Annotated in this window: 26 protein-coding genes; 7 read left to right on the forward strand and 19 right to left on the reverse strand. The window is 74.0% G+C overall.

The genetic code is table 11. The features are described 5' to 3' along the window. Positions 1-3 precede the first annotated feature (3 nt). Together AB0C33_RS11890 and AB0C33_RS11895 are read right to left on the reverse strand one after the other, a co-directional pair. On the reverse strand, positions 4-1,125 hold the full coding sequence (locus AB0C33_RS11890; RefSeq protein ID WP_358286371.1) for an MBL fold metallo-hydrolase: 1,122 nt from the start codon (positions 1,123-1,125) through the stop codon (positions 4-6). An 87-nt stretch (positions 1,126-1,212) separates the two neighbouring features. Further along, positions 1,213-2,001, reverse strand: coding sequence for an SDR family NAD(P)-dependent oxidoreductase (locus AB0C33_RS11895; RefSeq protein ID WP_358286373.1), 789 nt, complete (start codon positions 1,999-2,001; stop codon positions 1,213-1,215). A 106-nt stretch (positions 2,002-2,107) separates the two neighbouring features. Between AB0C33_RS11895 and AB0C33_RS11900 the strand changes: the two genes are divergently transcribed. Further along, positions 2,108-2,818: a helix-turn-helix domain-containing protein gene (locus AB0C33_RS11900; RefSeq protein ID WP_358286374.1), complete on the forward strand. Its 711-nt coding sequence runs from the start codon at positions 2,108-2,110 to the stop codon at positions 2,816-2,818. 32 nt (positions 2,819-2,850) lie between these two features. On the opposite strand, the gene AB0C33_RS11905 is transcribed toward AB0C33_RS11900, so the two are convergent. The 4 genes from AB0C33_RS11905 to AB0C33_RS11920 form a co-directional block, all read right to left on the reverse strand. Further along, positions 2,851-3,579 (reverse strand): DUF3152 domain-containing protein, encoded by a 729-nt coding sequence (locus AB0C33_RS11905; protein ID WP_358286376.1) that lies wholly within the window; start codon positions 3,577-3,579, stop codon positions 2,851-2,853. 442 nt (positions 3,580-4,021) lie between these two features. Further along, positions 4,022-5,437 carry an FAD-dependent oxidoreductase gene (locus AB0C33_RS11910; RefSeq protein WP_358286378.1) on the reverse strand — a complete coding sequence of 472 codons (1,416 nt, stop codon included), beginning with the start codon at positions 5,435-5,437 and terminating at the stop codon, positions 4,022-4,024. 152 nt (positions 5,438-5,589) lie between these two features. Then, positions 5,590-6,018, reverse strand: a complete 429-nt coding sequence (locus AB0C33_RS11915) for a type II toxin-antitoxin system PemK/MazF family toxin (protein WP_358286380.1) — start codon at positions 6,016-6,018, stop codon at positions 5,590-5,592. Next, positions 6,011-6,913, reverse strand: a complete 903-nt coding sequence (locus AB0C33_RS11920) for a helix-turn-helix domain-containing protein (RefSeq protein ID WP_358286381.1) — start codon at positions 6,911-6,913, stop codon at positions 6,011-6,013. Before AB0C33_RS11920 ends, AB0C33_RS11915 begins: the two co-directional genes overlap by 8 nt. Before the next feature lie 300 nt (positions 6,914-7,213). Between AB0C33_RS11920 and AB0C33_RS11925 the strand changes: the two genes are divergently transcribed. Next, positions 7,214-7,564, forward strand: a complete 351-nt coding sequence (locus tag AB0C33_RS11925) for a VOC family protein (protein ID WP_358286382.1) — start codon at positions 7,214-7,216, stop codon at positions 7,562-7,564. A gap of 34 nt (positions 7,565-7,598) precedes the next feature. Here the strand turns inward: AB0C33_RS11925 and AB0C33_RS11930 are convergent, their stop codons facing one another. Then, a complete protein-coding gene (locus tag AB0C33_RS11930; protein ID WP_358286384.1) occupies positions 7,599-8,675 on the reverse strand; it encodes an epoxide hydrolase family protein in 1,077 nt (358 codons plus the stop codon). 50 nt (positions 8,676-8,725) lie between these two features. Here AB0C33_RS11930 and AB0C33_RS11935 point away from each other — a divergent pair, with 50 nt between their 5' ends. Both AB0C33_RS11935 and AB0C33_RS11940 read left to right on the forward strand, forming a co-directional pair. Beyond that, entirely contained in the window at positions 8,726-9,670 is a 945-nt protein-coding gene (locus AB0C33_RS11935; protein ID WP_358286386.1) for a YafY family protein, read from the forward strand. A gap of 7 nt (positions 9,671-9,677) precedes the next feature. Beyond that, entirely contained in the window at positions 9,678-10,451 is a 774-nt protein-coding gene (locus AB0C33_RS11940; RefSeq protein WP_358286388.1) for a thioesterase family protein, read from the forward strand. A 24-nt stretch (positions 10,452-10,475) separates the two neighbouring features. Here AB0C33_RS11940 and gndA read toward each other — a convergent pair whose 3' ends face one another. Then, complete coding sequence (gene gndA, locus AB0C33_RS11945) at positions 10,476-11,900, reverse strand: NADP-dependent phosphogluconate dehydrogenase (RefSeq protein WP_358286390.1); 1,425 nt, start codon at positions 11,898-11,900, stop codon at positions 10,476-10,478. Between the two features lie 69 nt (positions 11,901-11,969). Next, positions 11,970-12,662: an HAD family hydrolase gene (locus tag AB0C33_RS11950; protein WP_358287554.1), complete on the reverse strand. Its 693-nt coding sequence runs from the start codon at positions 12,660-12,662 to the stop codon at positions 11,970-11,972. A 24-nt stretch (positions 12,663-12,686) separates the two neighbouring features. Between AB0C33_RS11950 and AB0C33_RS11955 the strand changes: the two genes are divergently transcribed. Beyond that, entirely contained in the window at positions 12,687-13,331 is a 645-nt protein-coding gene (locus AB0C33_RS11955) for an SDR family oxidoreductase (RefSeq protein ID WP_358286392.1), read from the forward strand. Between the two features lie 95 nt (positions 13,332-13,426). Further along, positions 13,427-15,931, forward strand: a complete 2,505-nt coding sequence (locus tag AB0C33_RS11960) for an ATP-dependent Clp protease ATP-binding subunit (RefSeq protein ID WP_358286394.1) — start codon at positions 13,427-13,429, stop codon at positions 15,929-15,931. Positions 15,932-15,935: 4 nt separating this feature from the next. Here AB0C33_RS11960 and ptsP read toward each other — a convergent pair whose 3' ends face one another. From ptsP to AB0C33_RS12000, 8 genes are read right to left on the reverse strand one after another with little or no spacing between them, the layout of a single operon-like run. Continuing rightward, a complete protein-coding gene (gene ptsP / locus AB0C33_RS11965) occupies positions 15,936-17,537 on the reverse strand; it encodes a phosphoenolpyruvate--protein phosphotransferase (RefSeq protein WP_358286396.1) in 1,602 nt (533 codons plus the stop codon). After that, the gene (locus tag AB0C33_RS11970; protein WP_358286398.1) at positions 17,530-17,874 is read right to left on the reverse strand and encodes an HPr family phosphocarrier protein; all 345 of its coding nucleotides are present in this window, start codon (positions 17,872-17,874) and stop codon (positions 17,530-17,532) included. Before AB0C33_RS11970 ends, ptsP begins: the two co-directional genes overlap by 8 nt. 12 nt (positions 17,875-17,886) lie before the next feature. Continuing rightward, the gene (locus AB0C33_RS11975; RefSeq protein ID WP_358286400.1) at positions 17,887-18,891 is read right to left on the reverse strand and encodes a zinc-dependent dehydrogenase; all 1,005 of its coding nucleotides are present in this window, start codon (positions 18,889-18,891) and stop codon (positions 17,887-17,889) included. Continuing rightward, positions 18,888-19,313 (reverse strand): PTS sugar transporter subunit IIA, encoded by a 426-nt coding sequence (locus AB0C33_RS11980; protein WP_358011434.1) that lies wholly within the window; start codon positions 19,311-19,313, stop codon positions 18,888-18,890. The genes AB0C33_RS11975 and AB0C33_RS11980 overlap by 4 nt, the downstream gene beginning before the upstream one ends. Next, positions 19,306-19,614 carry a PTS lactose transporter subunit IIB gene (locus AB0C33_RS11985; protein WP_358286402.1) on the reverse strand — a complete coding sequence of 103 codons (309 nt, stop codon included), beginning with the start codon at positions 19,612-19,614 and terminating at the stop codon, positions 19,306-19,308. The genes AB0C33_RS11980 and AB0C33_RS11985 overlap by 8 nt, the downstream gene beginning before the upstream one ends. Before the next feature lie 3 nt (positions 19,615-19,617). Next, on the reverse strand, positions 19,618-20,823 hold the full coding sequence (locus AB0C33_RS11990) for a PTS mannitol transporter subunit IICB (RefSeq protein WP_358286404.1): 1,206 nt from the start codon (positions 20,821-20,823) through the stop codon (positions 19,618-19,620). A 32-nt stretch (positions 20,824-20,855) separates the two neighbouring features. After that, the gene (gene pfkB / locus AB0C33_RS11995; RefSeq protein WP_358286406.1) at positions 20,856-21,839 is read right to left on the reverse strand and encodes a 1-phosphofructokinase; all 984 of its coding nucleotides are present in this window, start codon (positions 21,837-21,839) and stop codon (positions 20,856-20,858) included. Further along, positions 21,836-22,597: a DeoR/GlpR family DNA-binding transcription regulator gene (locus AB0C33_RS12000; protein WP_352350975.1), complete on the reverse strand. Its 762-nt coding sequence runs from the start codon at positions 22,595-22,597 to the stop codon at positions 21,836-21,838. Before AB0C33_RS12000 ends, pfkB begins: the two co-directional genes overlap by 4 nt. 108 nt (positions 22,598-22,705) lie before the next feature. Here AB0C33_RS12000 and AB0C33_RS12005 point away from each other — a divergent pair, with 108 nt between their 5' ends. Further along, positions 22,706-23,560 carry a hypothetical protein gene (locus AB0C33_RS12005; RefSeq protein ID WP_358286408.1) on the forward strand — a complete coding sequence of 285 codons (855 nt, stop codon included), beginning with the start codon at positions 22,706-22,708 and terminating at the stop codon, positions 23,558-23,560. A 15-nt stretch (positions 23,561-23,575) separates the two neighbouring features. Here AB0C33_RS12005 and AB0C33_RS12010 read toward each other — a convergent pair whose 3' ends face one another. Both AB0C33_RS12010 and AB0C33_RS12015 read right to left on the reverse strand, forming a co-directional pair. Next, on the reverse strand, positions 23,576-23,926 hold the full coding sequence (locus tag AB0C33_RS12010) for an MmcQ/YjbR family DNA-binding protein (protein WP_352350971.1): 351 nt from the start codon (positions 23,924-23,926) through the stop codon (positions 23,576-23,578). Positions 23,927-23,935: 9 nt separating this feature from the next. Next, on the reverse strand, positions 23,936-24,352 hold the full coding sequence (locus AB0C33_RS12015; protein ID WP_358286410.1) for a CBS domain-containing protein: 417 nt from the start codon (positions 24,350-24,352) through the stop codon (positions 23,936-23,938). Between the last annotated feature and the right edge of the window lie 66 nt (positions 24,353-24,418).

The raw sequence follows: 24,418 nt of genomic DNA on the forward strand, positions 1-24,418 counted from the left end.
CGGCTATCCCAGGGTCTCCCACCAGCCGTCCACGGAGGGGACGGCGGTCACGTCGACGCCCTCGCCCGGGCGGGGCACCACGATCTCGACGTCGCGTGCCTTCGCCTCCCGCCACAGGCGGTCCACCGGTTCGGCCCACGGGTGCAGCGCCAGCGTGAACGTCGCCCAGTGGACCGGCAGCAGCAGCTTGCCGCCGAGGTCGAGGTGGGCGTTGACGGCCTCCTCCGGGTTCATGTGGATGTCGGGCCAGGCCGGGCTGTAGGCGCCGATCGGCATCAGCGTCAGGTCGAACGGCCCGTGCGCGGCCCCGATGCCCCGGTAGCCCTGGAAATATCCCGAGTCGCCGGCATAGAACACCCGCTTGCTCGGCCCGGCCACCACCCACGAGCCCCACAGGGTGTCGTTCCTGGTGAAGGCGCGCCCCGAGAAGTGCCGGGCGGCGGTGGCGACGAAGCGCAGGCCCGCCACCTCGGCCTCCTCGTCCCAGTCGAGCTCGATGATCCGGTACAGCGGCACGCCCCACCGCTCCAGGTGCGCCCCGATGCCCAGCGGGACCAGGAACGGCGCCTTCTGGGTGCGCGTGAGCGAGCGCACGGTGGCCATGTCGAGGTGGTCGTAGTGGTCGTGCGAGATCGCGATCGCGTCGACCTGCGGCAGGTCGCCGATGTCCACCGGCAGCGGGTGGTGCCGCTTGGGGCCGACGAGCTGGGACGGCGAAACCCGGTTGCTCCACACCGGGTCGAACAGCACCCGCCTGCCCTCGATCTCCACCAGCGTGGAGGCGTGGCCGTACCAGACCGCGCGCAGGCCGTCGGCCGGCGGCGGGCCGGACGGCGGCAGGCGCAGCGGGATGGGACCGGCGGGATGCCGCTGCTCCTTGTTCCTGGCCAGCTCGGCCAACAGGCCCACCGGGGGCGTGGTCATCAGGGCGGTCGGCTCGGACATGGGGTTGACGAACGTGTCACCCCTGAACTGCGGCGAGCGCCGCATCCTGCTCACCCGGTCCGGCCCCGACGTCAAAGGCCGCACGCCCAGCTCGGCCGGTATCCCGCGCAACGCCCACCCGGCCGCGGCGGCGAGCGCGCCGCCCGCGAGGATCCGCCGTGCGGTCCGCATTCCTGCCATTGCCCACACTCCCCTGGAGATGATGTCCATCCCGCCCAACCGGGCGGGATTCCCCGGTGTTCCCGTTCTACGATATATCGCGATAGTTCATACCGTCTTGATCGCTCCGCCGTCGATGACGTAGTCGGCGCCGTTCACGCTCCCGGCGTGCGGCGAGGCCAGGTACGTCACCAAGGAGGCGACTTCTTTCGGTTCGACGAACCTACCGGTCGTCATTCCGGTGACCGACGGCAGCCCCGCGAGCAACTGCTCGTGCTCCATGCCGAGCGAGGCCGCCAGGGCGGCGCCGTACCCGTCGGGGGCCTCCCACATCGAGGTGCGCGAGGCGCCGGGGGAGATGGTGGCGACCCGCACGCCACGCGGGCCGAACTCCTCGGCCAGGGCCTTGCCGAACGCCGTCAGCGCGGCCTTGGCGGTGGTGTACACGACCGGCCCCATGTGCGGCACGCGGGCGCCGTTGGACGAGATGTTGATCACAGTGCCGCCCCGCCGCAACAGGCTGGGCATCGCGGCCCTGGTGGCCCGCACGGCGCTGAGGAAGTTCAGGTCGTACGACTGCCGCCAGGCGTCGTCGTCGAAGCCGAGGAAGCCGTTGAGCTGCCCCTGGCCGCCGTCGCCGCCGCCCACGTTGTTGACCAGGAGGTCGATCTCGTCAAGCTCGGCCAGCGCGCGTTCGACCAGCTCGGCCGGGCCCGCCGCGGTGGACAGGTCGGCCGTCACGGTGATCGCGCCGGTGCGCTCCAGCTCGGGCGAGATCGTGCGGGCCGCGGCCACGACCCGCATGCCCTCAGCCGCCAGGGCCTTGACGATCGCCAGCCCCAGCCCTCTGCTCGCCCCGGTGACGACGGCGGTCTTGCCGGTGAGTCGCATGTCCATGTGGAATCGCCCTTCTTGCATCAGTGGTGATGCGATCACTCTAGGACCTGCAACAGTGATGACGCAACTTCGAATCGAAGGGGAACCGTCCTGTACCCTCTGAGGTGTGAGTGGGACGACACGGGCCCTGCGGTCCGACGCTGAGCGGACCGTCCGGACGATCCTGGAGGCGGCCGAACGGGTGCTCAGCAGGAATCCGGCGGCCAGCATGGAGCAGATCGCCGAGGCGGCCGGGGTGGCGCGCACGACCGTCCACCGGCGCTTCACCTCCAGGGAGTCGCTGGTGGAGGCGATGGCCGAGTGGGCCACCCGGCAGTTCGCCGCCGCCGTGGACGCCGCGCGTCCCGAGCAGGCGCCGCCGCTGGTCGCGCTCTACCAGGTGACGGCCAACGTGCTGCGGGTGAAGATCGACTGGGGGTTCGCGATGAGCCGCGGGCCGTCGGCGGGGGCCGAGGTGGCCCGGGTGCACTCCGAGGTCGAGGCCAGGTGCGACCGGCTGTTCCAGCAGGCGCGGGCGGCCGGGGTGCTGCGGGAGGACGTGGAGCCGGAGTGGGCCCGCCGGGTGTACTACGCGCTGATCCACGAGGCGGCGCAGAGCCGCGACGGCGAGCCGGAGGCGCTGGCGGGGCGGCTGGTGGACACCCTGCTGCGCGGCGTCGGCCCAGGCGCCGGACTTCCCTCCACTCCGCTTGCCGTCCCGAGCCCTCCTGCCGTCCCGAGCCCTCCTGCCGTCCCGAGCCCTCCTGCCGCTCCGAGCCCTCCTGCCGCGCCCGCCCCCGCGAGCCCTCCTCCCGCCCCCGCGAGCCCTTCCGGGTAGGAGGTTCGCGGCTTCCGGGGGCCGGCCATCCGTCAGGGGTTGCGAACCAGGGCGTCGCGGCGCTCGTCCGGGCGGCGTTCCGGGTGGGGCCACGGGTTCGGACGGCAGCGGCCCAGCGACTTCGACTGCTGGACCATCACCGGAGCCGGCAGACCCGGTCCGGGGCAGGCGCGGTGGCCGTGTCCCAGGCTGTGGCCGACCTCGTGGCTGATGAGGTAGTCGCGGTAGGCGGCCAGGTCGCCCTCGTACTGCGGGACGCCGTCGGCCCAGCGGAGCGCGTTGATGACCGAGCGCGTCCCGTTCCAGCACGACAACGTGCCGCCGGTACGCAACGGCAGGCACTGGCGGACGGTCAGCCCCGGGCTGGACAGCGCCACCCGCACCCGTACCGGGCCGTGGTCGACGCGCTGGAAGCGGGCCCATCCGCGCGGGTCGTTGAGGGTGCGGTGCACGGCCGCCGCGAACACGGTCCCGTCGATCGGCAGGCCGCGTTCGACCTCCACCAGGTACCGCACCACCTCGCCCTCTCCGGCTCGGGCGGGCGCGCCGCCGGGCACCACGGCGTACGAGCCCGAGGCGGCGTACGGAACCTTGACGTGCTCGGCGGGAAGGGGGATCGGCGCGGGGATCGAGGGGCGCGGCGGAGGGGGGACGGCGGGAACGGCCCGTTCTGAGGGGCGCTCGGGCCCTTCCGTGCGTTCCGGGGCGGAGGCGCATCCGGCGGCCAGCAGCAGGACGATCAGCAGCGCGAACAGCGGCAACGCGGCCTCCCCACGAGATCACGGCGGGGAGAAATCCACCATATCCGTGCAGTGCCGTCTGGATCATGCCGGGGTCTGACTAACGCCTACTTACCGCTAAGACCCGCCATCCGGACGCGGCATGGCCCCCGCCGGCGGCCCTTGTTCTCGTCCGGCCCGCTGTCTGGACGCGGCACGGTCCGCTCTCGTCCTGGTTGGCCCGCCATCCGGACGCGGCACGGCTCCCGTCGTGGGTCGGCCTGCCGTTCGGACGGGGAGTGGCTCGTGCTGGGCCGGCCCGCTGTCTGGATGCGGCAGGTCTGCGGCGGTCGCCGTTGTTCCTGGGCCGGCCTGCCGTCCGGGTGTGGCGTCGTCCCGCTGGAACGCTCTGGGGCGGAGGCCGATGGACGCCTTTCCTGCCGCGCGGGACGTTCGCCCGGTCGTGCCCCGGCCCGGCCGAGGGTCAGGCGGTGCGGGGTGCGTAGGGGGTGAGGTCGATGGGGGGTTGTTCGTCGAGGGCCAGCTTGGCGACGAGTTCGCCGGTGAACGGACCCGCCGTCAGCCCGTACGCGCTCAGCCCCGTCGCCACGACCACCCGCGGCGTGAGCCGCCCGATGAGCGCGGGGCCGGGGGCGTTGACCGGCCGCAGGCCGACCCTCGTCTCGGACACCGTCGCCCCGAACAGGCCGGGCGCCACCCGCAATCCCGCTGCGATCACCTCTTCGAGCCCGCCCATCGTGACCCGGGGCGCGAACCCGACGTCCTCCACGGTCGCGCCGATCACCACCCGCGAGCCGGGGAACCCCAGCAGGTACGGCCCGCTCCTGGGCAGCACGATGGGCCAGAAGGCGGTGTCCACGCCGTCGAGGGTGGCGTGCAGGATCTGCCCGCGCCGGGGGAACACCGGCAGCTCCACCCCGAGCGGACGGCACACCTCGCCCGTCCACGCCCCGGCCGCCACGATCACGACGTCCGCCTCCAGCGGGACGCCCTCGCCGGCGGGCACGCGTTCGGCCGCGGAAGGGGCGACGGGTTCGGCCGGCGGCACGGGGACGATCGGTTCCACCACGGGCGGGACGGGCTCGGAGGCCGGGGCGGGGCCTCCGGGAGAGCCGTCCGGAGGGCCGCCGAAGGGAGCGTCGCCCGCTGCGCCGACCGGTCCCTCGGCGGACGCCTCAAGAGGGCTCTCGGTCAGGTCGCCGGTGACGGACGGCGGGTAGTCCGGCGCGAGCGGAGCGGCCTGACGCCAGGAGGTGGTCCGGCCGCTCACCGCGCCGGCTCCCGGCCCCGGCTGGGCCCGCCGCGGCCCGTTCCCCGCCGGGATGTCCTCGTCGGCGGCGTGCAGGCGCACCTGCCCGTCGGCGGTGAGGACGGCGCTGCCGTGCAGCACCTCGGCGCCCCGGGCGACGGCGGCGCGCAGCAGCGCGTCGCGTACGGCGCTGCCGTCCACCCGGGCGGCGCCCGGCACGAGGAGCGCGCTGAGGTCGTCGGACAGCGGCGGGAACAGGTCGGACGGCGTCAGCACGTCGGTGACCTCGCCCATCTCGGGCGCGTCGGCGTAGCGGCGGCGCAGCAGGGCCCGCACCGGTTCTAGATCGACCGGGTCCTCCGCCACCAGCAGGGCCCCGACCTTGGCGTAGCCGATGTCCTCGCCCAGGGCCTCGACCAGCCTCGGGTAGTGGCGGGCGCCCTCGCTGGTCAGCCGGTACCAGGCGTCGTCCTCCGGATGGTCCACCCAGGGGCACACGATGCCCGCGCCCGCCTGGGTCGCCTGGCCCTGGGAGCCGCGGTCCACCACGGTCACGGCCACGCCGCGGCCGCTCAGGTAGTAGGCCGCGCTCGCCCCGACGATCCCGCTGCCGATCACCACAACACGCATGCACCCATGATCGCAGGCGCGGGCGATCTCGGACGATGACCGGATCGTGCGCTTACCATCCGGATACTCCCTCACGCCCATCCCCGGGGGCTACAGGACCACCCACCGCTGCGGGAGCGCACCGGTGCGGGGATGACCGGGCCGCACGCGGGTCAGCCCACGCCCCACCCGTGCGTCTGCATCAGGACGGAGGCCACCCGGGCGAACCGGTCGCCGTCGAGCACCGCGCCCTCGCGGCGGATGTCGCCCTCGTCCAGCACGAAGACCCGGTCGAGCCGCAGGTACGACACCCGCCCGTCGCGGCCCCACGCGCCGATCTCCAGCCAGTCGGAGCCGTCGTCGCCCTTGCTCGACAACATCATGCCGAGCAGCCTGCGCCCGGTACGGCCCACGACCAGCAGCGGCCGGTCCTTGCCCCGCGACGGATCCTCCTCGTACGGCACCCACGCCCACACGATCTCCCCCGGATCGGCCAGACCGTCGAGGTCGGGGGAGTAGGCCAGAGTGACGGGACCGTTGAGCGAGTGGACCTCGCGTACGACGCCCCGGGCGGGCCGGGGGTCCTCACCTGCATCACGCATTGGGGGAGCTTACGGTGGCAGGCGACCCGAAATCCACCCGCCCGAGGGGAGCGGGGGAGGTCAGCAGGCGGCGCAGGACCGTCGGGGTGTGGCCGACGTGGCGGCGGATCGTACGGGTCAGGTGGGCCTGGTCGGCGAACCCGAGGTCGGCGGCGAGCGCGGCCAGGCCGGTCTCGCCGCTCTCCAGCCGGTCGAGCGCCCGGCTCACGCGCACCCGGTTGCGGTAGTGGGTCAGCGAGACGCCCAGCTCGCGGGTGAAGGCCCGGCTGAGCCGGTAGGGGGAGACGGCCAGCAGCTCCGCCAGCGGCAACAGCCCGGCGGCCGCCGGATGATCGGCCGAGATCGCCTCGCGGGCGGCGTCGGCGATGGCCGCGGTGGAGCGGGCGGGGGACGGGGCGGGCCGGCGTGCCGCGGCCGCCCCCTCTGCGGCGGCCGGGGTGGTGGGGCCGGCCAGCTGGGTGAGGGTGGCGCCGGTCAGCGACAGCAGGGATTCGACCAGGGCGAAGTCGGGGTCTCCCGCGCGGGCGGTGGCCAGCAGGCGGCGGTGCGCGAGTTCGAGGCGGGCGTCGACGTAGACCGTGGAGCGGGCGAGGCGGGTGGCGTCGCCCGCGAGCGTGCGCCAGAGGGCGGGGGACAGGGAGAGGGAGGTGCAGACGTCGCCGCCCGCCGGGTGGGCGAAGCGTTCCTCCTCGCCGGGGGCGCCGAGGTAGGCCATCGTCGGGTCGACGGCGGCCTTGCGGCCGTCGGCCATGCGGCGGAACGCGCCGCGGTGGACCAGCACCATGCGGTGGGCCCGGCCCACCTCGGGCCGCGACCAGCCGCGGTGGTCGTCGGCGCAGGTCACCAGGTCGAGGGTGAAGCCCTTCCCACGGGCCAGCGGCTTGGAGGATCGCACCCGCCGAACGCTACGCCCCACCACCGACAATCTCCCCCGCCAGGGCCTGGGGCCCGACGACCCCGTCCGGCCCCTTTGGGGGTGCGGCGTCGGCGGGGACGCGGCGGAGACATGGGGCGCGGCGGAGACATGGGCGCGGAGACATGGGCGCGGAGACATGAGGCGGGGCGATGAGGTGCGCGGCGGGAGGGTCGCGGTGTGTCGCGGGCGGAGGGCGAGGGCGCGGCGGAGGGGTGGCGGTGTGTGCGGGGGTGCAAGGATGTTCAAGACCTTGGGGGTGGCACCGGCAAGGGTGAGGGCATGACGACAGTGATTTCCTCCATTGTTTTCGACTGCGCCGACCCCGTCGCCCTGGCGGGCTTCTATGCCAAGGCGACCGGCTGGCAGGTCGGCGACTCCGACCCCGGCTACGCCACCGTCACCGGCGGCCCCGTGCCGCTGGCCTTCCAGCGGATCGACGGCTACCAGGGCCCGGGCTGGCCCAACGACGGCAAGCACGTGCACCTCGACCTCACCGTCCCCGACGTCGAGGAGGCCAGGCGGGCGCTGGTCGCCCTGGGCGCCTCCCTGCCCGGCCACCAGCCGGGCGGCGACGACTGGACGGTGCTGCTCGACCCCGAGGGCCACCCGTTCTGCGTGATGCCCGGCTAGAGCCCGGCGAAGAACGAAGCGCCCGACAGAACTGCTAGAGCTCGGCGAAGAACGAGCTGACGTCCTCGGCCAGCAGGTCGGGGGCCTGCAGGGCGGCGTAGTGGCCGCCGCGCGCCGGCTCCGACCAGCGCACCACGTTGTGGGAGCGCTCGGCGTAGCGGCGGACCGTGCTGTCGCCGGGGAAGACGGCCACGGCCGTCGGCGTCGTGCCGGGCTCGGCGGGCGGCGCCCAGTCGCCGCCGCTCTCCCGGTACAGGCGTGCGGCGGAGCCGGCGGTGCCGGTCAGCCAGGTGATGGTGACGTTGGTCAGGACGTCGTCGGGGGCGACCCCGCCGGCGTCCTGGCCCCAGCTCGCGAACGCGTCCAGGTGCCAGGCGAGCTGGCCGGACGGCGAGTCGGCCAGGGCGTAGGCGAGGGTCTGCGGCCTGGTGCTCTGGATGGCGGCGTACCCCGAGAACTCGCGGTGCCAGCGCTCGATCCGCCGCGCGCGCTCGGTCTCGGCCTCGGTCAGCCCGGACAGGTCGTCGGAGACGAACGCCGTGAGCGCGTTCAGGTGCACGCCCGCCACCCGCTCGGGGACCATCCGGGCCAGGGCGGGCGAGACGAGCGAGCCGAAGTCGCCGCCCTGGAGGCCGTACCGGTCGTAGCCGAGGCGGTCCATGAGCTCGATCCAGGCGGCGGCGACCCGGCGCACGCCCCAGCCGGTCTCGGTGGTGGGGCCGGAGAAGGCGAACCCGGGCACGGACGGGATGACGAGGTGGAAGTCGCGGCTGAGCGCCTCGGCCACGCGGGAGAAGTCGGCGAACGTGCTCGGCCAGCCGTGCGTCAGCAGCAGCGGCAGCGCGCCGGGACGCGGCGAGCGCACGTGGGCGAAGTGCACGCGCTGGCCGTCGATCTCGGTCGTGTACTGCGGCAGCTCGTTGAGCCGCGCCTCGTGCGCCCGCCAGTCGTAGCCGTCCAGCCAGTACGCGGCCAGCTCGTGCACGGCCTCGGGCGGCACGCCGTAGGACCAGCCGACCCCCTCCAGGGCGTCCGGCCGGCGCGTACGGGCCAGCCGCGCCCGCAGGTCGTCGATCGCGGACTGCGGGATGTCGATGACGAATCGGTTCATGCCGCCCACGCTAGGCAGCATTGCGGCCAGGATCGGGCCACAATGGACCCGTGCTCGACACCTCGGCGCGGCTTCTGCGCCTGCTCTCCCTCCTGCAGACCCGGCGCGAGTGGCCCGGCGCGGAACTGTCGCAACGGCTCGGCGTGGCCCCGCGCACGCTGCGCCGCGACATCGACCGGCTGCGCAGCCTCGGCTACCCGGTGGGCTCCACGCCGGGGGTGGCGGGCGGTTACCGGCTCGGTCCCGGCGCGGAGCTGCCGCCGCTGCTGCTCGACGACGAGGAGGCCGTCGCGGTCGCGGTCGGCCTGCGCACGGCCGCCGGCGGCACGGTGACCGGCATCGAGGAGACCTCGCTGCGCGCCCTGGCCAAGCTCGAACAGGTGCTGCCCGCCCGCCTGCGGCAGCGCGTCAACGCCCTGCAGACGCACACCGTGCGCGTAGGCGGGCAGGGCCCGACGGTCGACCCCGAGCTGCTGACCCGCATCACCGCCGCCTGCCGCGACCACGAGCAGCTGCGCTTCGACTACACCGACCACGAGGGCGCCGTCACGCTGCGGAAGGCCGAGCCGCACAGCCTGGTCAGCAAGGGCAGCCGCTGGTACCTGGTCGGCTGGGACGTCGACCGCCACGACTGGCGCACGTACCGGGCCGACCGGATCGAGGTGCGCACGCCCAACGGCCCGTGCTTCGCCCCCCGCGAGCCGCCGGAGGCCGACGTCGCCGCGTGGGTGCGGCACCGCCTCGGCCACCAGATGTGGCCGGTCCAGGCCCGCTTCCTGATCCACGCCCCGGCCGGACGGCTGGCCGGCCGCGTCGGCGGCGAGGTCGAGCCGGTGGACGAGGCCACCTGCGTGCTCACCATGCGCGGCGACGACCTGCACCTGATGGCCGTGGCCGTGGCCTTCCTCGACCTCGACTTCGAGGTGCTCGAACCGGCCGAGCTGAAGGAACGTCTGCACGCCCTGGGACGGCGGCTGCTCTCTTCCAGAATATGATTCGGTGATGGCCACGTCAGCGTTCTTCACGCGCAAGGAGGGCGAGTTCGTACCCGCCCCGCACGCGCGCAGCCCCTGGTCCCCTGACATGCTCCACGGCCGCCTGCTCGGCGGCCTGGCGGCGAGCGCCCTGGAGGAGCGGCACGGCGAGCCCGGCCTGCACTTCGCCAGGCTCACCGTCGACCTGTTCCGCAACAGCCCCATGCTGCCGGTCACGGTGGAGACCACCCTGGTCAGGGACGGACGGCGGATCCGGGTCGCCGACGCCGTGCTCTCCACCGGACAGGGCGTGATCGGCCGGGCCTCGGCCGTGCTGCTCCGGCAGGGCGAGCAGCCCGGCGGCCGGCTGCCGCACACACCCGCCTGGGACGAGCCGCCGCCCGCCGGCGACCCGGCCGAGGGGCAGGGCTGGAAGCCGCCGTTCGACCTGTGGCAGCTGACCGAATGGGGGCAGGGCGGGCGCGACCGGGTGTGGCTGCGCGAGACCCACCCGCTGGTGGACGACGAGCCGCTGACGCCGCTCACCCGTGCCGCCCTGGCCGCCGACTTCGCCAGCCCGCTGGCCAACGTCGGCTCGGCGGGCGTCAGCTTCATCAACGCCGACTACACGCTGACGCTCGCCCGGCTGCCCGAGGGCGAGCTGATCGGCGTCGAGGCCACCGGCCACCTCAGCGCCGGCGGTGTCGCGACCGGCCAGGTCACCCTGCACGACACGGCCGGGCCGATCGGGTTCTGCGTGGTCACGGCGGTGGCCAACCCGGTCGCCCTGGCCGGCGGCTGACCGTCCGCCGAGCCCCGGAGGCGGTCAGGCGGGGTGCTCGTCGCGGTCGCCCGACCAGTCGGTGTGGAAGGCGCCCTCCCGGTCCACCCGGTGGTAGGTGTGCGCGCCGAAGTAGTCGCGCAGCCCCTGCACCAGCGCGGCCGGCAGGCGGTCGCGGCGCAGCCCGTCGTAGTAGGCCAGCGCGGAGGAGAAGCCCGGCGTCGGCACGCCGATGCGCACGGCCGTGGTCACCACGCGCCGCCACGCGTCCTGCGCGGCGTTCAGCGCGGCGGCGAAGGTCGGGTCGGCCAGCAGCGTCGGAAGCCGCCGGTCGGCGTCGTAGGCGGCGCGGATGCGGTCGAGGAACTTGGCCCTGATGATGCAGCCGCCGCGCCAGATGGTGGCCATGGCGCCCGGGTCGACGTCCCAGCCGTACTCCTCGGAGGCGGCGGCGATCTGGTCGAAGCCCTGCGCGTAGGCGACGATCTTGGACGCGTACAGGGCCTGGCGCACGTCCTCGATCAGCTCGCGGCCGCCGACGCCGGACAGCCGCGGGCCCTCCAGCGACGCGGCGGCGGCGCGCTGCTCCGGATGGCCCGACAACGCGCGGGCGAAGACCGCCTCGGCGATGCCGGTCACCGGCACGCCCAGGTCGAGCGCGCTCTGCACGGTCCAGCGGCCGGTGCCCTTCTGCTCGGCCTGGTCCACCACGACGTCCACGAACGGCTTGCCCGTGGCCGCGTCGACCTGCTCCAGCACCTCGGCGGTGATCTCGATCAGGTACGAGTCCAGGTCGCCCCGGTTCCACTCCCTGAACACCTCGGCCAGCTCGGCCGGCGTCGCCCCCAGGGCCTGGCGCAGCAGGTCGTAGGACTCGGCGATGAGCTGCATGTCCGAGTACTCGATGCCGTTGTGCACCATCTTCACGAAGTGCCCGGCGCCGTCGGGGCCGACGTGCACGGCGCACGGCACCCCGTCCACCTTGGCGGAGATGTCCTGCAGGATCGGGCCCAGCGCCTCCCACGACTCCTTCGAGCCGCCCGGCATGATGCTCGGGCCGAGCAGCGCGCCCTCCTCGCCGCCGGAGATGCCGGTGCCGACGAAATGGATGCCGCGCTCGCGCAGCGCCGCCTCACGCCGCCGGGTGTCCTGGAAATGCGCGTTGCCACCGTCGACGATCATGTCGCCCGGCTCCATCAGCTCGGCGAGCTGGTCGATCACCGCGTCGGTGCCCGGACCGGCCTTCACCATGATGATCGCCCGGCGCGGCCGCTTCAACGACGCCACGAAGGCGGCCAGCTCCTCGGCCGGCACGAACGTGCCCTCCCCGCCGAACTCCCTGACCAGCTGCTGGGTGCGGGCCGTCGTGCGGTTGTGCACGGCGACGGCGTACCCGTGCCTGGCCAGGTTCCTGGCCAGGTTGCGCCCCATGGTGGCCAGGCCGGTGACGCCGATGTCTGCCAAGTCCATCTTCAATGCTCCTCTGTGGGGGATACGCACGATCAAGCTGGGAGGTTCGGCGAGATATTCCCCCTTCGCTCAGGACGGGGAGCGCACGCCGAGCTCGTCCAGCCTGGCGAGCATGTCCGCCGGATCGGCGTACACGCGGAAGGCCCCGGCGCGTTCGAGCTCGTCCCTGCCATATCCACCGGACAGCAGCCCGATGCCGAGCGCGCCCGCCCGGCGGGCGGCCAGCAGATCCCAGACGCTGTCGCCCACCACCATCGCATGCAGCGGGTCCACCTGGACGAGCGCCGCACCGGCCAGGAACAGATCCGGGTCCGGCTTGGCCCGCCGCACCTGGTCGCGGGTGACCATCGGGGTGTCCTCCGGCAGGCCCAGCATGCCCAGCGCGAGCCGGGCCGTACGGGCGTAGCCGCTGGTCGCGATGGCCCACGGCACGCCGCGCGCGGTCAGCTCGCCGAGCAGCTCGGCCGCGCCGGGCAGCGGCTTGACCGAGTCCACCTGCTGCTCGTACGCCTCGGCGTGGTGCACCTGGAGCTCGTCGATCTGCTCCTGGGTCAGCTTCAGCCCGGTCTCGCGCAGCAGCGCGCTGACGAACAGGCCGCCGCTCATGCCGATGCGCCGGTGGATGCGCCACACCGACAGGTCGATCCCCATCCCGGACAGCGCCTGCCGCCAGGCGACGACGTGCTGGTAGACGCTGTCGATGAGGGTGCCGTCCAGGTCGAACAGGAACGCGGGCGTGGGGGCCTGCGGGAAGTCGTTCATGACGTCCATGACACCATGGGGGGCATGCGGATCATCATCGCGGGTGGCCACGGCAAGATCGCGCTGCGGCTGGCCGAGCGGCTCAGGTCCGGCGCGGTCGGCCTGGTGCGCAACCCCGCGCACGTGGCCGACGTCGAGGCCACCGGGGCCGAGGCCGTGCTGTGCGACCTGGAGCAGGCCACCGCCGACGAGGTGACGGAGATCCTGCGCGGCGCCGACGCCGTGATCTTCGCGGCCGGCGCCGGCCCGGGCAGCGGCGCGGCCCGCAAGGACACCGTCGACCGGGCCGCGTCCGTCCTGACGGCCGACGCCGCCGAGCGGGCCGGTGTGCGGCGGTTCATCCAGATCTCCTCCATGGGCGCCGGCCGCCCGCCCGCGCCGGGCAGCGACGCGGTCTGGGCCGCCTACATCGAGGCCAAGACCGCCGCCGAGGACGACCTGCGCGCCCGCGACGGCCTGGCCTGGACGATCCTGCGCCCCGGCCGCCTGACCGACGAGCCCGGCACGGGCCTGGTCCGGCTGGCCCCGGAGGTGCCGCCCGGCTCGGTGCCGCGCGACGACGTGGCCGCCGTCGTCATGGCGCTGCTGGAGAACCCGGGCACCGCGCATCGCACGCTGGAGCTCGTCTCGGGCGACACCCCTGTCATCGACCTCATCGCCACGCAGTGAACAGCCGCTGAGTCATGCGTCCCTTTGCCGATTGCTGGCTATGACTTGCGGCTTCTTCGGCTAGATGTCCCCCTGATGCACTAGGGGGAGATCAAATGTCCGACATGCCGTTCAGGTCGTTCTTCGGGGGAGATCCGTTCAGGGGGTTCGAGGAGCTCACAGGGCGGGTGTTCGGCGGGATGGAAGGCTGGCCGCCGTCCCGTCCCAGCGTGCAGCGGGTCGACGTGGGCAAGCTGCTCAGCGCCTCGGCCAGGGAGGTGCTCAGCCGGGCCCTGGAGGTCGCCGGGCAGCGCGGCGCCCAGGACATGGACGTCCTCGACGTCCTCGACGCGCTGACCGAGTCCGACGCCACCCGCCCGCTGATGCAGGCGGCGGGCGTCGACCTCGGCAGGCTGCGCGACCGCATCGACGCCCTGGCCGGACCCGGCACCGGCGCCGAGCCGCCCACCACGCTCACCCCGGCGGCCAAACGCGCAGTCCTGGACGCCCAGCGCATCTCCCGCGCCCTCCAGTCCTCCTACATCGGCCCCGAGCACCTGCTGCTCGCCCTGGCCGCCAACCCCGACTCCGCGGCCGCCCGGCTGCTCCAGGAGCAGGGCGTCTCGGCCAACGAGCTGCAGCAGGCCATCATGTCCGGTGCGTCCCGCCAGCAGCACGGCGACGGGCGGCGGCCCACGGACACCCCCGCGCTCGACGAGTACGGCCGCGACCTGACCGAGGAGGCCAGGCAGGGCAGGATCGACCCGGTCGTCGGCCGCGAGGACGAGATCGAGCAGGCCATCGAGGTGCTCTCGCGGCGCACCAAGAACAACCCGTGCCTGATCGGCGAGCCCGGCGTCGGCAAGACCGCCATCGTCGAGGGCATCGCCCAGCGCATCGTCAACGGCAGCGTGCCCGACACGCTCAAGGACCGCCGCGTCGTCGCGCTCGACCTGACCGGCATGGTCGCCGGGTCGAAGTACCGGGGCGAGTTCGAGGAGCGCATCAAGAAGGTCATCGACGAGGTGCGCGCGCACGCCGACGAGACCATCGTCTTCATCGACGAGGTGCACACCCTGGTCGGCGCCGGCTCGGCCGAGGGCGGCATGGACGCGGCCAACATCCTCAAGCCCGCCCTGGCCCGCGGCGAGCTGCACGTCATCGCCGCCACCACGATCGACGAGTACCGCAAGAACATCGAGAAGGACGCCGCGCTCGAACGCCGTTTCCAGCCCATCCTGGTCAGCGAGCCCACCGTCGAGCAGACGGTCGAGATCCTGGCCGGGCTGCGCGACGCCTACGAGGCCCACCACCAGGTTCGCATCACCGACGAGGCCCTGGACGCCGCCGCCAACCTCTCGGCCCGCTACATCTCCGACCGTTTCCTGCCCGACAAGGCCATCGACCTGATGGACCAGGCCTCGGCCCGGGTCCGGCTGCGCTCGCGCACCCCCGGCAGCGACGTGCGCGAGCTGGAGGAACGCCTGGAGTCGCTGCGCCGCGACAAGGACCAGGCGGTCACCTCCGACGACTTCGACCGGGCCAAGGAGCTCACCGTCCAGATCGACAAGCTCCGTCCCGAGCTGGACCGCGCCCGGCAGGGCCACGACACCGTCCCGCAGGTCATGGTGGAGGACATCGCCGAGGTCGTCTCCCGGCGTACCGGCATCCCCGTCACCCAGCTCACCGAGCAGGAGCGCGAGCGGCTGATGCGGCTGGAGGAGCACCTGCACGAGCGGGTCATCGGCCAGGACGAGGCCGTCACCGCCATCGCCGAGGCGGTACGCAGGGCCAGGGCGGGCCTGTCGGACCCCAACCGGCCCATCGGCAGCTTCCTGTTCCTCGGCCCGACCGGCGTCGGCAAGACCGAGCTGGCCAGGGCGCTGGCCGCCGCGCTGTTCGGCGGCGAGGACCACATGGTGCGCATCGACATGAGCGAGTTCCAGGAGCGGCACACCGTCTCCCGCCTGATCGGCGCGCCCCCCGGGTACGTCGGCTACGAGGAGGCCGGCCAGCTCACCGAGGCCGTCCGCCGCCGCCCGCACGGCGTCATCCTGCTCGACGAGATCGAGAAGGCCCACCCCGACGTCATGAACATCCTGCTCCAGATGCTCGACGACGGACGCCTGACCGACGGCCAGGGTCGCACGGTCGACTTCACCAACACCATCGTCATCATGACCAGCAACATCGGCGCCCAGCTCATCCTGGACGCCGAGGGCGACACCCCGCGCCTGCAGGACGAGCTCATGGACCTGCTGCGCCACTCCCTGCGCCCCGAGCTGCTCAACCGCATCGACGAGGTGATCGTCTTCAAGCGGCTGGAACGCGAGCAGCTGCGCCAGATCGTGGACCTGCTGCTGGAGCGCACCCGGCAGCGGCTGCGCGGCCAGAACGTCACCCTGGAGGTCACCGACGAGGCCAAGGACTGGCTGGCCCGGCGCGGCTACCAGCCCGAGTTCGGCGCCCGCCCGCTGCGCCGGACCGTGCAGCGGGAACTGGACAACCGCCTGTCCACGATGCTGCTGACCGGCGAGGTGGCCGAGGGCGGCAAGGTCACCGTGGACGTCGAGGACGACCGGCTCCGGCTCAGGGCCCACAACCCCGAGCCGGTCGGCTGACCGGTCATCGCCGCGGCAGGCGGGCGCGCTCCCGGCACTCCTCCAGGGTGAGGGCCGCCAGCGCCTCGCGGACGACGGGCACGCACACCGGGGCCATCGACAGGCTGGACACCCCGAGCCCCACCAGCAGCGGCGCGACCGCCGGGTCGCCGGCGGCCTCGCCGCACACCCCGACCGGCTTGCCCGCCCGCAGCCCGGCCTCGGCGCACATGCCGACCAGCCGCAGCAGGGCGGGCTGAGCCGGGTCGAGCAGGTCGGACAGGCCGGGATGCTGCCGGTCGGCGGCGAAGGTGTACTGGGCCAGATCGTTGGTGCCGACGCTGAGGAAGTCCACCTCGGCCAGCAGCTCGTCGGCCTGGAGGGCGGCGGCGGGCACCTCGACCATCACGCCCGCGCGGGCGAGGCCGCGGGCGCGCACGCGGCGGGCGAAGTCGGCGGCCTCGCGCGCCGTGGTCACCATCGGGGCCATCACCCGCACGTCGGCGCCCGTGGCGCGGGCGGCCTCGGCGATGGCGTCGAGCTGGGCGTCCAGGACGCCGGGCAGCACCCGGTCGACGCGCAGGCCGCGCACGCCCAGCGCCGGGTTGGGCTCGGCCGGCAGGCCGAGGAAGGGCAGCGGCTTGTCGGTGCCGGCGTCGAGCGTGCGCACGGTCACCGGCCCGCCCGTGGCGCACACCTGCGCGAACACCTCCGCGTACGCGGTGACCTGCTCCTCGTGGGACGGCGGCCGCCTGCGGTCGAGGAACAGGAACTCGGTGCGGAACAGGCCCACGCCCTCCGCGCCCGGCCGCAGGTCCGCGGCCGAGCCGATGTTGTGCAGCAGCCTCACCGGGTGGCCGTCGGCCGTCCTGCCCGGCCCGGCGCTGGCCGCCAGCCGCTCGCGGTCGCGCCGGTCGGACTCGCGTACGCGATCGGCCTCCTCGCCGGTGAGGCCGACCGTGACCTCGCCGGTGACGCCGTCCACGCCGACCAGCGTCCCGTCGGGGACGTCCGTGACGCCCGCGCAGGCCACCACGGCGGGCAGGCCGCGGCCGCGGGCCAGGATGGCGGTGTGGCTGGTGGGCCCGCCGCGCTCGGTCACCAGCGCCAGCACCCGCGGGCCCAGGCCGACGGTGTCGGCGGGCGACAGGTCCGCGGCCACCAGCACGAACGGATGGCCGGGGTCGGGCACGCCCGGCATGGGCAGGCCCAGGGCGGCGGCCACCGCGCGGGACCTGAGGTCGTCGAGGTCGGCGGCCCGCTCGGCGAGGTAGCCGCCGAGTGCGGCCAGGGCCTCCTGGTGCGCGGAGAAGGCGGCGTCCAGGGCGTGGGGGGCGTCCAGGCCGTCGTCGCGCACGTGCGCCTCGGCCTGCTCGCGCAGCTCCGGGTCGGCGGCCATCATGGCCAGCGCCTCCAGGATCTCGGCCCCTTCGGCGCCGGCGTGGGCGGCCCGGCGTTCCAGGTCGGCGGCGAGGGCGTCGAGCGCCTTCGCGGCGGCGGCCGTCTCGGCGCCCGGGTCGGTGACCCGGCGGGGGGCGGGCAGCACCGGCGGGGCCGCCATCCGCACCACGGGCCCGGCGGTGCGGCCCTGGCTGACCCCCACCCCCTTCAGCGTCGCCTCAGCCATCGAGCGTCTCACCGGCCCCGGCCGCCGCCCCGCTTGCCGTCTCAGCCGCCGCTTCCGCCGCGCCGGACGCGGGGACGGCGTCGAGGTCGCGGGACAGCAGGGCGGCCAGCGCGTCGAGCGCCTCCTCGGCGCCCGCGCCCTCGGCCTCCAGCGTCACCACCGTGCCCTGCGCCGCGCCCAGCGACAACACCCCCAGCATGCTGCCGGCCGGCACCGACCGCTCGCCGAGCCGCACCCGCACCGGCACCCCGAGCCGGGCCGCCTCCCGCACGAACACCTTCGCCGGACGCGCGTGCAGGCCGCCGGCGCAGGCCACGGCCACCGTTCGACTCGCCATCGCCAACCTCCTTCAGGGTTCTATCGTCACCTTGATCGCCTTGCCCGTGCTGACGAGGTCGATCCCGTCGAGCACCCGGGGCAGCGGCAGCCGGTGGGTGATCAGGTCGGACACCACGACGGCGCCCTCGGCCACCAGGCGCAGGGCCTCGGCGTTGTGCGCGGGGCTGGAGCCGTTCGCGCCCACGATGGTCAGCTCCCGGTAGTGGACCAGGTTGGCGTCGAGCGCGATGACCGGGTCGTCCTTCGGCAGCCCGCCGAAGAAGCTCACGCGGCCCTGCCGGGCGGCCATCCGGACCGCCTGCTCCTGGGCCGCGCCGGAGGCCGCCGCGGTGATCACGACGTCGGCGCCGCGGCCACCGGTCAGCTTGAGCACCTGCCCGACGGCGTCGGAGTCGATCACCGCGTCGGGACGCACCAGCTCGGCCGCCATCGCCAGCCGGTCGGCGTTGACGTCCACCAGGAAGACCCGGGACGCGCCGCGCGCCCGCGCCAGCCGTACGTGCAGGCAGCCGATCGGGCCGGCGCCCATCACCACGACGTCGTCGCCCGCGCCCACCCCGGCCAGCGACTGGCCGTTGAGCACGCAGGCCAGCGGCTCGGCCACCGACGCCTCGGCGAACCCGACGCCGTCCGGAACGGGGTTGACGCCGTTCACCGCCAGCACCTTGGCCGGGACGACCACGTACTCGGCGAAGCCGCCGTCGTAGTGGTAGCCCATCGACTCCTGGCGCGGGCAGACGGTCAGGCGGCCTCGGCGGCACTCCGCGCACGTCCCGCACGGGATGGCGGCGATCACCTGCACCCGCGCCCCGGTGCCCACGACCTCGCCGGCGATCTCGTGGCCCATCACGCGCGGCGGCCTGATGTGGTGGTGGCCGTACCGGAAGATCTTGGCGTCGGTGCCGCAGGTCGAGCAGTTGCGCACCCGGATCTTCAGCTCGCCCGGCCCGGCCTGCGGCTCCGGCGCGTCCTCGATCCTGATGTCGCCCGGGGCGTGGAACCTGGCTACCTTCACGTCAGCTCCTTCAGCACCTGGCCCGGCTCCGTCGCCTCGCGCAACGCCCTGGCCCGGTCGGGGTCGAGCAGGATCTCGGCCAGCGCCGCCAGCAGCGGCACGTGCCCGTCGCCGGCGGCGGCGATGCCCACGCACAGCGTGACGCGCTCGCCGTCCCAGTCGATCCCGCCGGGGAAGCGCACGACGCAGATCGCGTCGCGCGTGACGTCCCGCTTGGAGGCGGCCGTGCCGTGCGGGACGGCCACCCCCTCGCCGACGTAGGTGGAGATCGTGCGCTCGCGTTCGAGCATCGCCTCGACGTACGGCTCCGCCACCGCTCCCACCTCCACCAGCACCCGCCCGCACCGGCGGACGGCCTCCTCCCGCGAGGCCGCGCTCTCGTGCAGCAGGATCGCCCGCGCGTCGAGCAGGTCCTCACGCATCGACGGCGCCGCCGTTCCTGATGGTGTTCACCAGCGCGGTCACCGCCGGGTCGCCGAGGAAGACCTGGAAGGACACCAGCGCCTTGCCCGGCGCGGCGGCCCTGGCCCGGGCCGCCAGCCCGGAGTGGCACACGACGACGTCGGCGTCGGCGGGGATGGAGTTCACCGGAGTGTGCTCGACGGTGACGCCGCTCTCCTTGAGCTGCTTGCGGAGCTGTGAGGCGAGCATGACGCTGCTGCCCATGCCCGCGTCGCAGGCCACGACGATCTTGTGGATGTCCTTGCTGTCGATGCCGGCCACGGCTCACGCCTCCTTGCTGACGGGTTCGGTCCTGACGGGTCGGGTGTTCGCGGGCTCGGGGCTCGCGGGTTCGGTGCTGACAGGCTCGGGGCTCGCGGGTTCGGGCGCCGGCGGGTCCGCGACGGCGTCCTGCGGGCCGGGGACGTCCGGCGCCGGCTCCTTCTCGCCCCGGCCGAAGCCCAGCAGCACGGCGGCGACGGCGAACGACACGGCCGTGGCCACCGCGATCCCGGCGATCGAGCCGAGCCAGCCGCCGCGCGGCGTCACCGCGAGGTAGGCGAAGATGCTGCCGGGGGAGGGCGTGGCGACCAGGCCCGCGCCGGTGATCATGAAGGTGAACACGCCGGCCGCGCCGCCCGCGATGACGGCCAGGATGAGCCGCGGCTTCATCAGCACGTACGGGAAGTAGATCTCGTGGATGCCGCCGAAGAAGTGGATGATCATCGCGGCGGGCGTGCTCGGCCGCAGCGGACGCGGCCCGAACAGCAGGTACGCCACCAGCAGCCCGAGCCCTGGGCCGGGGTTCGACTCCAGCATGAACAGGATCGACTTGCCCTGCCGCACCGCCTCGGCCACCCCCAGCGGCCCCAGCACGCCGTGGTTGACCGCGTTGTTCAGGAACAGCACCTTGGCCGGCTCGATCAGCACCGAGGCCACCGGCAGCAGGTTGTTGGTGATCAGCCACTCGACCGCCTGGCCCGCCGCGTCGGTGACCACCCGGACGACCGGCCCGATGCCCAGCACCCCGGCCACGGCCATCGCGGCGCCCACGATGCCGGCGGTGAAGTTGTCCACCAGCATCTCGAACCCGGCCCGGGTCCGCTGCTCAGTGAACTTGTCCACATATTTCAGGATCACGGCGGCGAGCGGGCCGACGATCATCGCGCCCAGGAACATCGGGATGTCCGAGCCCACGACCACGCCCATCGCCGCCACCGCGCCGACGACCGCGCCGCGCTGCCCATGGACCATGCGGCCGCCGGTGTAGGCGATGAGGATCGGCAGCAGGGCCTTGATGACCGGGTCGACCAGCGCGGCCAGCTCCTTGTCCGGCAGCCAGCCGGTGGGGATGAACAGCGCGGTGATCAGGCCCCAGGCGATGAACGCGCCGATGTTCGGCATGATCATCCCGGCCAGATGGCCGCCTAGGCGCTGGATGGTGGCCTTGACTCCGGTGCCGTAGACCGGAGGGGTGTAACTGTCGGCCATGGACGTGCTCCTTCGGGGGGATGAGCAGTGGATCAGCCGTGCGGTGAGGGGGCGACCGGCTCCGGGACGGGCGGCGCGTGCGGGACGGTGAGCGGGCGGGCCGGGTCGGGGGCTCCCGTGCGCACCCCGGCGCGGTCGATGTCGGCGGGGCCGGGCATCCTGCTGCCGGGCAGCCGGACCGCCGCCGCGCCCCAGGCCAGCGCCTCGGCCAGGGCGGGGACGCCGTGCCCGCCCGCGGCCAGGAACCCGGCCAGCATGGCGTCGCCGGCGCCGACGGAGCTGCGCGGCCCGGTGACCGCGGCCTCGCCGTACCAGACGCCGTCGTCCTGGACGAGGACGGCGCCGTCGGCCCCGAGGCTGGCCAGCACCGTGCGGGCGCCCGCGGCGCGCAGCCCGGCCGCCGCCTCGACCACGTCGCCGACCCGGCGCAACGGCCGGCCGGTCACCGCGGCCAGCTCGTCGAGGTTGGGCTTGACCAGCGCCGGACCGGCCTCCAGCGCACGGGCGAGAGCCGGGCCGCTGGTGTCCACGGCGACGTGCAGGCCCGCGGCGGCGAAGCGGCGGCACAGCCGGGCGTAGACGTCGGCGGGCACGCCGGGCGGCAGGCTGCCCGAGGCCACCACCCAGTCCGCCTCCCGCGCCGCGGCCAGCACGGTCTCGGCGATCGTGTCCAGCTCGGCCGCCGACAACGCGGGCCCCGGCTCGTTGATCTTGGTGACCGTGCCGTCGGGCTCGGCGAGCGTGACGTTGGACCGGGTCGTGCCCGCCACGGGGACGGTGACCATGTCCAGGCCCTCGGCGGCCAGCAGGCGGACGAGCTGCGCGCCCTCGTCCCCGGCGAAGGGCAGCACGGCGCGGGCGGCGACGCCGTTGGCCAGCAGCGCCCGCGAGACGTTGACGCCCTTGCCGCCCGGGTCGAGCCGGGCCCGCGCGGCCCGGATCACCGCGCCCCTGGCCAGGGCGGCGATCTCGATCGTGCGGTCGAGGCTCGGGTTGAGCGTCAACGTGAGGATCACGCGCGGATCACCTCCGGCCCGGCCGCGGCGACGTCGGCGGCCAGCGCCGGGTCGATCCCGGCATCGGTGATCACCACGTCGATCTCGCCCAGCTCGGCGAACGTGGCCAGGTAGGTGTTGCCGAACTTGGTGTGGTCGGCCAGCAGCACGCTGCGCTGCGCGGCCCGGACCATGGCCCGCTTGATCGCCGCCTCGGCCGGGTCGGGCGTGGTCAGGCCCCGGGCGGGCGAGCAGCCGTTGGCGCCCATGAACGCGACGTCGACGTTGAGGTGCGCCAGCGGGCGCAGCGCCCAGTCGTCGACCGTGGCCAGCGTCTTGCCGCGCAGCCGCCCGCCCAGCACGATCACCTGGAGGTTGGCCCGCGAGGCCAGGACGGTGGCCAGCGGCGGTGAGTTGACGATCACAGTGAGCTCGCGGTCGGCGGGCAGTGCCTGGACCAGGCGGCCGGTGGTGGTGCCGGCGTCGATGATGACCGAGCCGTCCTCGGGCAGCTCGGCCAGGGCCGCCTTGGCGATGCGCTCCTTCTCCGCGGTCATCACCTCGTCGCGGGCGGCCAGCGCGGGCTCGAACCCCAGGCGCTCCACGGGGATCGCGCCGCCGTGCACCCGGCGCAGCACGCCCGCCCGCTCCAGCGCGGTCAGGTCGCGGCGGATCGTCTCGGTGGTCACGTCGAGCTCGGCGGCCAGCCGCACCACGTCGACGCGGCCCGCGTCCCGCGCTCTGCGGAGGATCTCCTGCTGCCGCTCCTCGGCGTACATGATGTTGGTTCACCGCCGTTTCTGTTTGGTTTCTCCTGTGTTTATACCCGCTTTCGTTGGACGGTCAAGGGGTGGACGCCACAATCTGGTAGTTATAGGCGGGTGCGAATGAAGCCTCTGGCCGCCGCGGCGGCGGTCGTCCCCGTCGTCGCCCTGGCCACGCCCGTCCACGCCGCCGTCGCCCGCCCGATCCAGGTGCCCCCGGGCACCACGGCGGCCTGGGTGGTGTTCGACAGGAAGGCGGGCAAGATCGTCGCCGTCCGGAACGCCCACCGCAAGTTCCGCTCGGCGTCGGTCGTCAAGATCCTCATCGCGATCGACTACCTGGAGCGGCGCAAGAGCGTGCCCCCGGCCGACGCCCGGCTGCTGAAGATCATGCTGCGCTCCAGCGACGACGACGCCGCCTCGGCGTTCTGGGACCGCGACGGCAAGGGGCAGATCATCGTCCGGACCGCCCGCCGGCTCGGCCTGGCCGACACCACCCCGCCGCCCGCGTCCAAGCCCGGCTTCTGGGGCTACACCTCGCTCAGCGCGTACGACGTCGTCCGCACCTACCGCTACCTGCTCGACACCGCCGACGCCCGGGTGCGCGACCTCGTCCTCGGCCACCTGCGCGCCTCCACGCCGTGCGGCACCGACGGCTTCGACCAGACCTTCGGCATCCCGCGCGCGGTGCCGAGGCCGTGGGCGGTCAAGCAGGGCTGGTCGGGGTTCGGCGCGACGCCGCCCGGCAGGTGCGACCCCAAGGCCCTGGCCGCGCCCGTCTCGTGGATCGCGCAGCGCGCCACCGGCTCGGGCGTGCCCGACTACGGCCGGCCCGTGCTGCACACGACGGGCCTGGCCGGCGCCGGCGACCGCCTGGTCATGGCGGTGCTCACCGCCCATCCGGCGGGCAGCGCGTGGAGCGGCTCGGTCAAACGCGTCACCGACCTGACCGCGGCCCTCCATCGCTCGGTGTCGTAGCCGCGGCGGAACGGGTCAGGGGCCGGTCTGGAGTTGCTGTTCCAGGCGGACCTTCTTGGGGACGCACATGCGCCACGCCTCCAGCACCAGCTCCCGCATCTCCGCCGCGTCGAGGGCGTCCATGCGGGCGACCACCCAGTTGAAGCGCAGATCGGACTCGCCGGGCATGAGGAACTTGTCCGGCTCGGCCGCCACCAGGGCCTCGCGTTCCTCCTTTGGGAACCCGAAGCCCATCAGCGTCTCGTCCCGCGAGAACGCCACGTAGACGATCTTTCCGACGCGGAACTTGACGCGGTCCCGGATCAGGTGCTCGGACGAGCGCGGAAGGGTGCGCGCGAAGCGCCGGACGTCCTCGACGGTGATCACACAGCCACGTTAGCGGTTGCCCTCCGCGGACGAGATGTCGGCGAGCGCGGAGTCCGGGTCGCGCTCCACCGCCAGGTCGCCCAGGCTCACGATGCCGACGGGACGGCCGTCCTCGACGACCGGAAGGCGGCGCACGGCGTGCGAGCGCATGATCTGCACGGCCTGGTCGATGCTCGTGTCGGGCCCGACCGCCTCGACCGACGGGCTGCACGCCTCCCTGACCGGCGTCTCCGGCCCCCGCTCGGCGGCCACCACCCGGATCGTGATGTCCCGGTCGGTGACGATGCCCTTCATGCGCCCGTTCTCGTTGACGATCACCGCGCCCGCGTCGTTGTCGCGCATGAGCGCCGCGGCGGCCGACACCGGCTGGTCGCACTCGACCGTCGCCGGGTGGGAAGTCATCACGTCTGCCACGGTCTCTGCCATGGGATCCTCCTGATTGCTCACGTCCCGGCCGCTTACTACCCGGGCCGGGGGAGAGCTCACAGGGCT

This window comes from Nonomuraea sp. NPDC048881 (genome assembly GCF_040649795.1).
Taxonomy (GTDB): domain Bacteria; phylum Actinomycetota; class Actinomycetes; order Streptosporangiales; family Streptosporangiaceae; genus Nonomuraea.

Excerpts from the sequence above, each read along its gene's own strand:
- AB0C33_RS11890 (WP_358286371.1), bottom strand. The coding sequence starts at position 1,125 with ATGGCAGGAATGCGGACCGCACGGCGGATCCTCGCGGGCGGCGCGCTC.
- AB0C33_RS11895 (WP_358286373.1), bottom strand. The coding sequence starts at position 2,001 with ATGGACATGCGACTCACCGGCAAGACCGCCGTCGTCACCGGGGCGAGC.
- AB0C33_RS11910 (WP_358286378.1), bottom strand. The coding sequence starts at position 5,437 with ATGCGTGTTGTGGTGATCGGCAGCGGGATCGTCGGGGCGAGCGCGGCC.
- AB0C33_RS11915 (WP_358286380.1), bottom strand. The coding sequence starts at position 6,018 with ATGCGTGATGCAGGTGAGGACCCCCGGCCCGCCCGGGGCGTCGTACGC.
- AB0C33_RS11925 (WP_358286382.1), top strand. The coding sequence starts at position 7,214 with ATGACGACAGTGATTTCCTCCATTGTTTTCGACTGCGCCGACCCCGTC.
- AB0C33_RS11930 (WP_358286384.1), bottom strand. The coding sequence starts at position 8,675 with ATGAACCGATTCGTCATCGACATCCCGCAGTCCGCGATCGACGACCTG.
- AB0C33_RS11940 (WP_358286388.1), top strand. The coding sequence starts at position 9,678 with ATGGCCACGTCAGCGTTCTTCACGCGCAAGGAGGGCGAGTTCGTACCC.
- gndA (WP_358286390.1), bottom strand. The coding sequence starts at position 11,900 with ATGGACTTGGCAGACATCGGCGTCACCGGCCTGGCCACCATGGGGCGC.
- AB0C33_RS11950 (WP_358287554.1), bottom strand. The coding sequence starts at position 12,662 with ATGAACGACTTCCCGCAGGCCCCCACGCCCGCGTTCCTGTTCGACCTG.
- AB0C33_RS11955 (WP_358286392.1), top strand. The coding sequence starts at position 12,687 with ATGCGGATCATCATCGCGGGTGGCCACGGCAAGATCGCGCTGCGGCTG.
- AB0C33_RS11960 (WP_358286394.1), top strand. The coding sequence starts at position 13,427 with ATGTCCGACATGCCGTTCAGGTCGTTCTTCGGGGGAGATCCGTTCAGG.
- ptsP (WP_358286396.1), bottom strand. The coding sequence starts at position 17,537 with ATGGCTGAGGCGACGCTGAAGGGGGTGGGGGTCAGCCAGGGCCGCACC.
- AB0C33_RS11970 (WP_358286398.1), bottom strand. The coding sequence starts at position 17,874 with ATGGCGAGTCGAACGGTGGCCGTGGCCTGCGCCGGCGGCCTGCACGCG.
- AB0C33_RS11980 (WP_358011434.1), bottom strand. The coding sequence starts at position 19,313 with ATGCGTGAGGACCTGCTCGACGCGCGGGCGATCCTGCTGCACGAGAGC.
- AB0C33_RS11990 (WP_358286404.1), bottom strand. The coding sequence starts at position 20,823 with ATGGCCGACAGTTACACCCCTCCGGTCTACGGCACCGGAGTCAAGGCC.
- AB0C33_RS12000 (WP_352350975.1), bottom strand. The coding sequence starts at position 22,597 with ATGTACGCCGAGGAGCGGCAGCAGGAGATCCTCCGCAGAGCGCGGGAC.
- AB0C33_RS12005 (WP_358286408.1), top strand. The coding sequence starts at position 22,706 with ATGAAGCCTCTGGCCGCCGCGGCGGCGGTCGTCCCCGTCGTCGCCCTG.
- AB0C33_RS12015 (WP_358286410.1), bottom strand. The coding sequence starts at position 24,352 with ATGGCAGAGACCGTGGCAGACGTGATGACTTCCCACCCGGCGACGGTC.